The sequence below is a fragment of the Maritimimonas sp. 2210JD6-3 genome, assembly GCF_056591795.1.
In genome coordinates, this window is the sequence record NZ_JBWQOJ010000012.1 from 44,704 (window position 1) to 57,026 (window position 12,323).

A 12,323-nucleotide genomic window follows, 5' to 3' on the forward strand; every position below is an offset into this window, starting at 1 on the left:
CCATAATCGTGGTATTTTTTAATAAGTATTTAATTTTCAAATTTGTATAGGTATGAAAACAATAAAACAGTTAAAAAGCAATCAAATACCATTAATAGTTGTACTATTTTTTACAATACTAGTAAGTTATTCTCAAAATAATTGGCCATGTGATCAACCCTTACATGGTAATCAAGATGTACATATGGATTGCCATCAAGATATTTTAATTACTTCATTAGCTGAAGATGGGCAAACAGGTAGCATCATTAGTGGTATTATTACCAATTCTAAAACAACAAGGATTATCCCTGGGCATTCTAGAGTGAGGATAGTGCCTAGTACCGAAGATGACAAATCTTTAGGATTAAAACATAGTACTAAGGTGGGAAATGACGATAATGACGGAGGTAAAGACTTATTTACAAAACAGTCTGTTTTAAAAGAAGTGTTTAAGATTTTTCCTAACCCGGCAGAAGATTTCATCACCATTAAAACAACTGAACCTAATTTAACAGGTTATCAAATAGTAGATCTTTATGGAAACTCAGTTTTAGAAGAAAAAATTAAACCTGATACAGAAGTAATATTTTCAATAAAAAAAATACCCGCTGGATTATATCTTTTAAAAGTAAAAAAGCGAGGGCGGATTGTTTCTTTAAAAAAAATTATTAAAAACTAACATATTAACTTAAAAACATATTATCATGAAAAAAATTATTTTACTAGTTTTTGTTTTAACTTTTGTGGTTAAAACGCATGGACAAGATTTAATAAGTGGAGGTTCTAATTCTTGGATATTACATACACCAGATGTTTCAGGAACAAGTGGTAATTTACATTTTGCTCCAAAAATAAATGGGAATTGGGATTGGTCGAAACAGGTAACATTTAGACCTACAGGAGTTGTAAATTTTAGTGGGAATATGGGGATAGGAATAGGTAATAACATTCCCGAAGGAGTCTTTGATGCAAAAAGTTCTAATGAGATGAGGATTATTTTAAACAGAAATAACCAATCTTCAATAACATTCGTACCCAATATTGCTAATTCATGGTTTCATATAAGTCACGGATTAAATAATAGCTTATATTTTTCTCATGGGAATAACCCTGGAGATAATAAAATATTAACTATTAGAAATAATGGGGACGTAGGAATTGGTACAACAAATACAGACGAAAAACTCACCGTAAAAGGTAAAATACATGCCGAAGAAGTACGTGTAGATTTAAATGTACCACCAGATTATGTATTTGAAAAATACTATACAGGTGCTTCTAAACTAAAAGAAGATTATGAATTGCCTACTTTAGAAGAAGTAGAAGCTTATACAAAAGCAAACCACCATTTACCCAATGTGCCTTCAGCAAAGCAAATACAAAAAGAAGGTTTACATTTAAAAGAAATGACCTCTATGCTATTACAAAAAATAGAAGAGCTAACGCTATATACTATTGAGCAGGAAAAGCGTATAAAAGCTTTGGAAAAACAGCTTTCTGAAAAGAACTAATACAAAGTATAAATTAGATGTTAAAGTTCAAAACATATTTCTTTCTTTTAACAGTATTGGTACTACAATTAAGTTGTAGTGATGATGATAATGAAGATAACCACCCTTTAGACGGTAAATGGAATTTAATATCTGTTAGATGTTTTTGTGAACCCATTGACCTAGCTAAAGGAGCTCACATTTGGACCTTCAATACCACAGAGAATAAGGTAACGGTAGAAAACACTATAAATGAAGATTTGCACACGCTTCCTGAAACAGGCACCTATGAAATTGAGATAAATGAGAGTAGGGTACTTGTGCTATTAAGGGGCTATACATATAGTGTAGATAAAGATAAATTGACTTTATCTGACGAACCTGCTTTAAATGGAACAGTAATTGAATTTGTAAGGGATTAATTTTGAACTTTTTAAAGACTTTTTAAACTTAAGCTTAGCTTAAGGTAGCTAGATATTGCTTGAATTTAACTAAGTAATACGAAAACAAAATTTAAATGAATAAAAATGAAAAATTTAAAATATATATTGTCTCTAATCACGCTACTGTTTTTCTGTGTTGGTATTTGGGGGCAAATTGATGGACGAATAGATAACTGGAGGTATTGGAAAGAAAAAGCAGAACAAAATATCATACCTTTTAATCCAAATGTACCGCCTGCTCCTGCAAACTTTAAAGGAACAATAATTAACGCTAAAAACTATAATTTTGATTCACCAGACATACTATTAATATCAGGTAGTTCAATCACTCAAAGTGAAAATTCTGTTTTTGTAAATCCTATTGATAATCAAATATCATTAGTTTCTAATAATTCTACACTAGGAGGAAACCTAAGTGGAACTAATGCCCTTTTTTCTTTTGATGGAGGAGCCACTTGGGTTGGAAGTGTAAATGGAGCAGGAGGCACTAATTTAGGTGATCCTGCTGTAGCTATCAACTTAAATGGGAAATACTTTGTGGGTCACATAACAAGTACAGGAGGACAAGGAATTGCAATCTCCTCTAATAACGGTACTAGTTGGAGTACAACTACAATTTCTAACCCTTCTGGAGTACTTTTAGATAAAAACCATATGTGGGTTGATAATTCTAACTCTAGTACATACAAAAATAATCTTTATAGTGCTTGGACACCTCTAGGAAATGGAAACAGTAATAACACACAAATTGAAATTTCAAAATCTACAAATAACGGTAGTAGCTGGTCATCACCTATATCAATAAGTAACAATATAAATGCAGGTAGCCATAATCAGGGTGTAAATATTCAAACAGGACCGAATGGTGAAGTCTATGCTGTATGGGCTGTTTATGATAGTTGGCCAGCAAAAGAAAAAGCTTTAGGGTTTTCTAAATCTTTAAATGGAGGTAGTAGCTTTTCTTCTGCTACTAGAATTATAAACAATATAAAAGGTATAAGGTGGGATCCAAGAAATTTTAGTTCTTCTCAAAATCCTCATGGTAAAAACATGCGTACAAATTCTTTTCCTTCTATGGCAGTCGATATAAGTGGTGGTCCTAATAATGGAACAATATATGTGGTTTGGTCTAACATGGGTACACCCGGTGTTAACACTGGTACAGATGTGAGTGTTTACTTAATTAAATCTACAAATAAAGGTGTGTCATGGTCAACACCTAAAAGAATAAATCAAGATAATTTAGGAAATAAACAGTATTTTCCATGGATTACTTGTGATCCTACAACTGGTAATTTAAGTGTAATTTTTTACGATGATAGGAATGTAGGTGGGGCTAAAGTTGAGGCTTGGGTTACAAACTCAACTGATGGTGGAAATAACTGGGATGAATTTAGAGTTAGTGATGTTTCATTTACCCCTAGCCCAATTCCTGGTTTAGCAGGTGGTTATATGGGAGATTATCTAGGAATTTCTTCAAGAGATGGTAGAGTTTATCCTGTATGGACGGACAATAGAAGCGGTCAAACTTTATCTTATACCTCTCCTTTTGTTTTAGGAGGGTGTGAAGATAGTTTAACAATAAATAATGACATCGCATCTGGTCAAACAGATAATAAACAAGCTGAAAATACTATTATTGCTCAAAATATTATAAATAATGGTGCATTAGCTAATTATAATGCAGGTCAACAAGTAATATTAAGAAATGGTTTCATTGCTAAAACAGGCTCAACCTTTAAAGCATTTATTGAAGATTGTTCATTAAATTCTAATTCACAAAAAAGTGCACAATATATAAAAACACCTAAAAGTAGAGTAAACACTTATTTTAAAGAAGGAAAGACAGATGTAAGTTTTAAGGTATTTCCTAACCCAACTGATGGTATTTTTAATATTAATTTACCCGAAAATATTTCTAATTTTAAGGTTGAAATTTATAGCTTAAGTAGAGGATTGGTTCATTCATCAGATTACAATAAAAAGAATGTTGCTAATTTTCAAGCAGATTTAACTAATTTTCCTAACGGTATTTACATTGTAAAAATTACAAATGAAGACAAAATCTATACAGGTAAGATCATTAAACAAAATTAGATTTAAGCAACTATTTATAAATAAAAGCATTTAATTAAAAATATTCTTTATGAAAAAAATATGGCTTTTAGTAGTTTTAGTACTATCTTTTCTAAGTTGTTCAGATGACGAAGTAAACAAGTTTAACAAAATAGAGCTAGAAGAATTTATAATTGAAAATTATTCTAATGATGCAAAACAGTTATATCTTCATGAAATAGTTGAAAATGAAACTCATGAGAATTACAATAATCCTGTTATTGACAATAATGAAGTAACTAAAATTCTAAAAATTATTCAAGCAGTATTTAATTCTAAATCTCCTCAGAGAGATACTGTTTTTGAAATTTATAAAATACATGGTTATTATTGTTATAGCTTAAATGCTATTAGTTTGAAAGTAAAAACGGAACTACCTGAAATACAAAATTTATCAAACAATATAATTCCAACTGAAAAAACTTCTTTAGATGCTATTTTAAATAATTATAAGCTAGATTCAGTAAAAACTTCTTACGATTACCCGAACTTTCCTTGGTTAACTATTTATTCTGATAATGAATATAATATGATTCCTATAGAAAAGGAGTTCACAAAAATTGAATCTATAGAAGTTGCTGAATTTAATAAAGGATGTTTTGGGGATGGAAATAACATAACACTATCTAGAAATAATAACTCAGCTATAATTACATTCAGTATAGGTTACGGGAGTTGCCCCTCAGGATGTTTGCATCATCGGTATTGGGAATTTAATGTTTTAGAAAATGGTGAGGCAAAATTTATTAAGGCATATTAATAATTATTTTTATAATACTCTTAATTGATTATCCGTAAAGAGTCATAAAAGGTGTTCGTCAATCTGAACTTGTTTCAGGTTCTCATTGTAAATACTTGATTTATTGAATGATGAGATTTCGAAATAAATTCGGAATGACGCTTTAAAATATATTTATGACATAAAACGGATATACAATACTCTTAATTATATTTGCATGCAAATAACACAACATGAACATCCTTATTCTTGGTTCTGGTGGTAGAGAACATGCCTTTACCTTAAAACTATCAGAAAGTAAAAAGATAAATAATTTATATGTCGCTCCAGGTAATGCAGGAACTTCAACGATAGCGACGAACATCGATATAAACCCAACTGATTTTAATGCTGTTAAACAAGTTGTGCTAACACATTCAATTAACTTCGTTGTTGTGGGTCCCGAAGCACCTCTAGTAGCCGGTATTCACGATTTTTTCTTGTCGGATGAAGAACTGAAAGATGTCGCCGTAATAGGCCCGAAAAAAGATGGTGCCTTACTTGAAGGAAGTAAAGATTTTTCAAAACAATTCATGGAAAAATACAACATCCCAACAGCACGCTATCAATCTTTTACGAAAGATACACTAAATGAAGGTTATACCTTTTTAGAAACGTTAAGACCTCCATTTGTTTTAAAAGCAGATGGATTGGCTGCTGGAAAAGGAGTTTTAATTCTCAATAATATTATTGAAGCTAAACAAGAGCTAAAAGAAATGCTTACCAATCAAAAGTTTGGAGAAGCCTCTGCAACGGTAGTTATCGAAGAATTTTTAGACGGTATTGAGCTTTCGGTTTTTGTTTTGACCGACGGTAAGAACTATAAAATATTACCTTCTGCTAAAGATTATAAGCGCATAGGTGAAGGAGATACAGGATTAAATACAGGAGGTATGGGTGCCATCTCACCAGTTCCTTTTGCGAATGATGTATTTTTAACTAAAGTGGAAGAAAGTGTTATTAAACCCACAATAGAAGGATTACAAAAGGATGCTATAGACTATCGCGGATTTATTTTTATTGGTTTAATGAATGTAAAAGGAAATCCGTATGTAATTGAGTATAATGTGCGCATGGGCGATCCAGAAACAGAAGTGGTGATTCCTAGAATAACGTCTGATTTGGTTGAACTGTTTGAAGGTGTAGCCACACAAACACTTCATGAGAAATCGTTCGATATTAATCCGCAAACAGCTACGACCGTTATGTTAGTGTCTGGAGGTTATCCTGAAGCATATGAAAAAAACAAAGAAATAAAAGGCTTAGAGAATATAGAAGATGCTATTGTCTATCACGCAGGAACAAAAGTAATAGATAGAAAAATTGTTACTAATGGAGGAAGGGTACTAGCGGTTACTTCATTCGGAGATACCATGAATGAAGCTTTAACAAGCTGTTACAGCAATATACAAAAGATCGAGTTTGATAAACAATATTATCGTAGGGATATCGGATTTGATTTGAAATAACATCATTCAGAATCTGTTTAACTTCGCTGAATCTTCGATTCAGAATTAACCTCATGCAAGAAAAGAAAGTCATCATCGCGCCGTTAAATTGGGGTTTAGGGCATGCTACACGTTGTATTCCAATTATCAAAGCGTTGCTGATAAATGGTTATACGCCTGTTATCGCTTCAGATGGTAACGCGCTTACACTACTACGTCAAGAATTTCCTCAGTTAGAAGTTGTCGAACTACCTTCCTATAACATTCGCTATGGGAAACATTTAAAAGCTAGTTTGCTAAAGCAAACTCCGGCGATAGTAAAGACAATCAAAAGAGAAAAAAGAGTTATACAGCAATATATAGCCTCAAATGACAATCTTGTCGGAATTATTTCAGATAACAGGTTTGGGGTTCGAAGCAAAAAAATTGTGTCTATATACATAACTCACCAAGTAAACGTCTTGTCGGGATGGAGTACTTTTTTAACAAGCAAAGTACATCAAAGCATTATTGAAAAATTTGATGAATGTTGGGTTCCAGATCATAAAGGTTCTTATTTATCAGGAAAACTATCCTTAGATCACACCTTAAAGATTCCGGTAAAATATTGCGGTATTTTAAGTAGGCTAGAAAAAAAACCAATGGTGATACGTAATGATATACTAATTATCTTATCGGGCGTGGAACCCAATCGATCACTTTTAGAAAAGAAATTGACGAAGATTTTTAAGGATGATACGAGAAGAATTACTTTAATTCAAGGTACTATTGAAAAAAAGCAAAGAACCTTCCACAATGGAAATATTAAAACGATTAATTATTTACTTTCAAATGAATTAGAGAAAGAGATAAATCAATCAAACTTAATTATTTGTCGATCAGGGTATTCTTCTATTATGGATGTAGCTACATTAAGTAAAAAATGTTTCTTCATACCAACTACAGGTCAAGATGAACAAGAATATCTAGCTAAATACTTAGAAGAGAAAAAAATAGCACCCTATTGTTCTGAACATAAATTCACTAAAGAAGCATTAAACAGCGTAGCATTTTTTTCTGGATTTGAGAAAATGGGTATGGGTTTTAATACAGAACTATTGAACCTTTTTAAGCGTAAACGAGAAGGTTGAACCTACACCAACTTCACTATCTACAAATACCTGTTGATGATGTGCCTCTATAATATGTTTCACAATAGATAGCCCAAGACCAGACCCACCTTGATCTCTTGAACGACTTTTATCTACACGATAAAAACGTTCAAAAAGTCGTGGTAAATAGGCTTCTTCTATTCCTTCTCCGTCATCAATAACTTTAATGATAAAGCTTTCTTCATCGTAATTGCTTATTGAGACTATTGTTTTACCGTTAATATTACCATACTTAATAGAATTTTCAATAAGGTTTATCAGTACTTGTTCTATTCGGTTAACATCAGCATAAGCAAAAATGGGTGTATGATAGATCTTGTCAAAAGACAAGGCTATTTGTCGTTTTTTTGCTTTGATTTCTAACAAATCAAAAACACTTTGTATAAGATCAATAATATTTATTTTTTTTAGAATAGGGTTTAAATTACCTGATTCTAACTTAGAGATCATATCAAGATCTTTCACCACATCAATAAGCCTTTCTACACCTTTATTGGCACGTTTTAAATACTTATCTCTAATTTTTTTATCGTTAACAGCCCCTTCGATTAACGTAAGAATATAGCCTTGTACAGTAAATAATGGAGTTTTTAGTTCATGCGCTACGTTTCCTAAAAATTCTCTGCGGTATTCTTCACGAATCTGAAGCATTTCAATTTCTAAGCGCTTATCTTCGGCAAACTTTTTTACCTCTTTTGATAGGGTTTCCATATCAGAAGTGATTGTTTTTTTCTTTAAATCACTTACATCTAAAAGTTTTACTTCTTTATAGATATTTTGAACCCGTTTATAAATAAAAAGTTCAACTCTAAACTGAATAATTACAAATGCTAGAATGTAAAAACATAATGAAACCAAAAAAATAAAGAGAAAATGAATCTCTTTAAAAAAAACAAATGATAAAACTGTGACAAGTAAAAAAACGACTGCTACTAATAATAGCGATGATTTTAGTGCAAATTTATATGTACGGCGCAGTTTCATTAGATGTTGAACTTATACCCAACACCTTTAACGGTCTTAAAATAATCGTCACCAATTTTCTCCCGAAGTTTACGTATATGAACATCTATAGTTCTGCCACCTACTACAACATCATTTCCCCAGACAGTTTCTAAAATAACTTCACGCTTAAAAACTTTACCTGGTTTAGAAGTTAGCAAAACCAGCAATTCAAATTCTTTGCGAGGTAGTGAGATTGTGGTGTTTTTTTTCTTTACAAAGTATTCTTCTTTATTTATGGTAATGTCACCCACAGTGATAATACTTTCTTGCTGATCTGCATCCTTTTTTAAGCGCCTTAATAATGATTTCACTTTACTCACTAATACTTTAGGCTTCACAGGTTTTGTTATATAATCATCAGCACCAGCTTCAAAACCTGCTACCTGAGAATAATCCTCTCCTCTAGCAGTGAAGAATGCAATGATTACATCCTCTAAACCTTTAGAGTTTCTAATTTTTTCACAGGCTTCCATACCATCCATTTCAGGCATCATCACATCAAGAAGAATAAGATGTGGGTTTATTTTTTTGGCTGCTTTAACTGCTTCAACTCCATTAGAAGCGGTATATATTTGATAGCCTTCATTTTTAAGATTGTATCCAACAATCTCTAAAATATCAGGTTCATCATCTACTAATAGTATTTTAATATCCTTTTTCTTCATTGGTACATTTATTGATGTTCAAAAATAACCATTAAATCTGTATGTAACTACTAAGTAATAATTTGATCACAACAATAATGCAAGCTATTAACAAGGTTTTTATATTTGAGACACAATAATTTTAGAAAATTAACGTTACCAACGGTTTTTTTAAAAAGAAAATTTAGTATTTTTACTAAATATTACTAGCCATAACAAAGACTAATATGAAGAAACTTTACTTTCTTGTTTTCTTATTTATAGGTTTGGCTAGTGGCTTTGCTCAAAATTCTCAAGAAGAACAAATAGACAGAAATGAGCTCTCTAAAGATAAAGAAATTGTAGGCTTTAAAATGTATCCTAATCCTGTTTCAGATGGAAATTTATTTGTTACCACTACAAGTAATTTTGAAAAAGAGATAGAAATTTTTGATGTTTTAGGAAAGAAAGTTCTCACCAAAAAAATAACGAGGAATTATATTAACGTTTCGAGTTTAAAGTCGGGAGTATATATTTTGAAAGTAGTTCAAAATAATAAATCTGCAGTTAGAAAATTAGTGATCAAATAATATAAACCAAACCTAATTTTAAAGCGAGTTTTTACTCGCTTTTTTTATGCCTAAGTTTTTAGTATCTTTAAATTATGCTTACCAAAATTAACATAGAGCACATCTTGTTTTTAGATATAGAAACAGTTCCAGAAATTGAGCATTTCTCTGATTTAACGCCAGAAAAACAAGAATTATATGCGCTAAAAACCCAATACCAACGCAAAGATGAAATTTCTCCTGAAGAATTTTACGAACGGGCGGGTATTTGGGCTGAGTTTGGTAAAATAATATGCATTTCTGTCGGCTATTTTGTGAGTTTAGAAAACAATAGAAGTTTTAGAGTGAAGTCATTTGCGGGAAATGAAAAAGAGCTCTTAGTAGCTTTTAAATCGCTGCTTGATAATCATTTTAATAAACCGCAACATCTACTATGCGCCCATAATGGTAAGGAATTTGATTTTCCGTACATCGCACGTCGCATGATTATACATCAAATTGAATTACCAGCAAACCTGAATTTATTTGGTAAAAAACCATGGGAAGTTGCGCACCTTGACACGCTCGAGCTATGGAAATTTGGTGATTATAAGCATTATACATCGTTAAGATTACTTACAAATATTCTAAATATTCCGTCACCCAAAGATGAAATTGATGGTAGTGACGTTGCACGGGTATATTATAAAGAAAATAACCTTGAAAAAATTATTAATTATTGTGAGAAGGATACTATAGCTGTGGCACAAGTACTATTACGATTTAATAATTTAGAATTGTTAACAGAACAAGAAATTATTACCGTTTAGCCCTCTAGTTTCATTGAGAGCTCGAGCCAGCGCTCTTCTTTTGTTTCCATTTCATTAATAATTGCCTGAAGTTTGTTTGATATTTCAACAATTTGATCCGAAGGGATTTCATCATTTTCAAATTGTTTTTCAATGACAATTTTCTCTTTTTCTAATTTTGCGATCGACTTTTCTAAATTTTGAAATTCTTTGTTTTCGCTATAGGATAGCTTTCCTTTTGAAGCTGACTTTACACGTGTATCTTCTTTCTTTTCTTTAGTGAAAGTTTCTTTGGGCTGCGAGTCTTCATAAGCTCTGTAATCAGAATAATTTCCTGGGAAATCAGTTATAGTTCCTTTATCCTCTAATACAAATAAATGATCAACTATTTTATCCATAAAATACCGATCATGAGAAACTACGATGAGATTACCTGGAAAATCTAATAAAAAACTTTCTAAAACATTTAATGTTAGAATATCTAGATCGTTTGTAGGTTCATCAAGTATTAAAAAATTTGGATTCTGAATTAAAACAGTACATAAATACAATCGCTTTTGTTCACCACCAGAAAGCTTTTCTACATAATCATATTGTTTTTTCCTGTCAAATAAAAAGCGCTCTAATAATTGTCCTGCCGATATTTTCCTCCCTTTTGTTAACGGAATGTACTCACCATATTCTTTAATTACTTCTATTACTTTTTGTCCTTCTTTAATATATATACCATGCTGTGTATAATAACCGAATTTTACAGTTTCTCCTACAATAACTTTTCCTGAATCAGGTTGAATTTGTGAAGTAATAATGTTTAAAAAAGTAGATTTACCTGTTCCGTTTTTACCAATAATACCAATACGCTCTCCACGCTTAAATACATAGTTAAACTTATTGAGAACAACTTTTTCTGAATAACTTTTAGAAACATTATGCAGCTCAAGAATTTTACTTCCTAAGCGCTCCATATTTATCTCTAGGGTTACTTTATGGTCTTTTCGTCGTTGGTGAGCTTTTTCTTTTATTTGATAAAAATCATCAATTCTAGACTTAGATTTCGTGGTACGTGCTTTGGGTTGACGGCGCATCCAATCGAGCTCTTTGTTGTAAAGGTTTTTAGCTTTTTCTAAATTTGATTTCTCTATCGTTAAGCGTTCTTCTTTTTTCGCTAAATAATAAGAGTAATTACCTTTGTAAGTGTATAATTTACCTTGATCTAATTCGACAATTTCATTACATACACGTTCTAGAAAATAACGATCATGCGTAACCATAAAAAGTGTCATTTTCTCTTTTAAAAAGTAGTTTTCTAACCACTCAATCATTTCTAAGTCTAGATGATTGGTAGGCTCATCAAGTATGAGTAAATCAGGTTTATGTATGAGTATAATTGCTAATGAAAGCCGCTTTTTTTGTCCGCCAGATAATGCGCTTATTTTTAAAGATAGGTTCTCTAATTGAAGCTTAAAGAGTATTTGTTTATATTGTGTTTCAAAATCCCAAGCATTATACTGTTCCATGAGTTCAAATGCTTTTTGATATCCCTCTGAATCTTCAGGATTTTTTAAAGCATTTTCATATTGCTGTATTACTTCTAGAGTTTTATTGTCTGATTGAAAAATAGCTTCCTCTATAGTTAAATTGGCGTTTAGGTTATCGTTTTGAGCTAAGAAAGCAATACGTAACCCATTTCTAGATACAATTTGTCCCGAATCAGGACTATCGTTACCAACGAGGATATTTAAAAGTGAAGTTTTACCTGTTCCGTTTTTGGCAACAAAGGCTATCTTTTGGTCTTTATTAATACCAAAAGATATATTTTCGAATAAAAGACGTTCACCATACGCTTTTGATATGTTTTCAATTGACAGATAATTCATAGTGCAAATAAACTAAAAAACCCGAGCTAATTGCTCGGGTTTTTACTATTTATC

At 31.5% G+C, this 12,323-nt stretch carries 12 protein-coding genes; 9 read left to right on the top strand and 3 right to left on the bottom strand.

Annotated features, from left to right (window positions below):
* Positions 1-52 precede the first annotated feature (52 nt).
* The 7 genes from AC1EUY_RS07310 to AC1EUY_RS07340 all read left to right on the top strand — a co-directional run bounded on the left by AC1EUY_RS07310 (position 53) and on the right by AC1EUY_RS07340 (position 7,386).
* Positions 53-661 (top strand): T9SS type A sorting domain-containing protein, encoded by a 609-nt coding sequence (locus tag AC1EUY_RS07310; RefSeq protein ID WP_480194859.1) that lies wholly within the window; start codon positions 53-55, stop codon positions 659-661.
* Positions 662-686: 25 nt separating this feature from the next.
* Entirely contained in the window at positions 687-1,493 is an 807-nt protein-coding gene (locus tag AC1EUY_RS07315; protein ID WP_480194860.1) for a hypothetical protein, read from the top strand.
* A 17-nt stretch (positions 1,494-1,510) separates the two neighbouring features.
* Positions 1,511-1,894: a hypothetical protein gene (locus AC1EUY_RS07320; RefSeq protein ID WP_480194861.1), complete on the top strand. Its 384-nt coding sequence runs from the start codon at positions 1,511-1,513 to the stop codon at positions 1,892-1,894.
* 105 nt (positions 1,895-1,999) lie between these two features.
* Complete coding sequence (locus tag AC1EUY_RS07325) at positions 2,000-4,012, top strand: 3-coathanger stack domain-containing protein (protein WP_480194862.1); 2,013 nt, start codon at positions 2,000-2,002, stop codon at positions 4,010-4,012.
* 49 nt (positions 4,013-4,061) lie between these two features.
* Positions 4,062-4,790 (top strand): hypothetical protein, encoded by a 729-nt coding sequence (locus tag AC1EUY_RS07330; protein ID WP_480194863.1) that lies wholly within the window; start codon positions 4,062-4,064, stop codon positions 4,788-4,790.
* A 212-nt stretch (positions 4,791-5,002) separates the two neighbouring features.
* Positions 5,003-6,277 (top strand): phosphoribosylamine--glycine ligase, encoded by a 1,275-nt coding sequence (gene purD, locus AC1EUY_RS07335; RefSeq protein WP_480194864.1) that lies wholly within the window; start codon positions 5,003-5,005, stop codon positions 6,275-6,277.
* 53 nt (positions 6,278-6,330) lie between these two features.
* Positions 6,331-7,386 (top strand): glycosyltransferase, encoded by a 1,056-nt coding sequence (locus AC1EUY_RS07340; RefSeq protein WP_480194865.1) that lies wholly within the window; start codon positions 6,331-6,333, stop codon positions 7,384-7,386.
* Here AC1EUY_RS07340 and AC1EUY_RS07345 read toward each other — a convergent pair.
* Both AC1EUY_RS07345 and AC1EUY_RS07350 read right to left on the bottom strand, forming a co-directional pair.
* A complete protein-coding gene (locus tag AC1EUY_RS07345; RefSeq protein WP_480194866.1) occupies positions 7,351-8,265 on the bottom strand; it encodes a sensor histidine kinase in 915 nt (304 codons plus the stop codon). The genes AC1EUY_RS07340 and AC1EUY_RS07345 overlap by 36 nt on opposite strands.
* 125 nt (positions 8,266-8,390) lie before the next feature.
* Positions 8,391-9,077: a response regulator transcription factor gene (locus AC1EUY_RS07350; RefSeq protein ID WP_480194867.1), complete on the bottom strand. Its 687-nt coding sequence runs from the start codon at positions 9,075-9,077 to the stop codon at positions 8,391-8,393.
* Between the two features lie 206 nt (positions 9,078-9,283).
* Between AC1EUY_RS07350 and AC1EUY_RS07355 the strand changes: the two genes are divergently transcribed.
* Together AC1EUY_RS07355 and AC1EUY_RS07360 are read left to right on the top strand one after the other, a co-directional pair.
* Positions 9,284-9,625 (top strand): T9SS type A sorting domain-containing protein, encoded by a 342-nt coding sequence (locus AC1EUY_RS07355; protein ID WP_480194868.1) that lies wholly within the window; start codon positions 9,284-9,286, stop codon positions 9,623-9,625.
* A gap of 74 nt (positions 9,626-9,699) precedes the next feature.
* Positions 9,700-10,413, top strand: a complete 714-nt coding sequence (locus AC1EUY_RS07360; RefSeq protein ID WP_480194869.1) for a 3'-5' exonuclease — start codon at positions 9,700-9,702, stop codon at positions 10,411-10,413.
* On the opposite strand, the gene AC1EUY_RS07365 is transcribed toward AC1EUY_RS07360, so the two are convergent.
* Positions 10,410-12,269: an ABC-F family ATP-binding cassette domain-containing protein gene (locus tag AC1EUY_RS07365; RefSeq protein WP_480194870.1), complete on the bottom strand. Its 1,860-nt coding sequence runs from the start codon at positions 12,267-12,269 to the stop codon at positions 10,410-10,412. The two genes, AC1EUY_RS07360 and AC1EUY_RS07365, sit on opposite strands and share 4 nt — an antisense overlap.
* Positions 12,270-12,323: the final 54 nt, after the last annotated feature.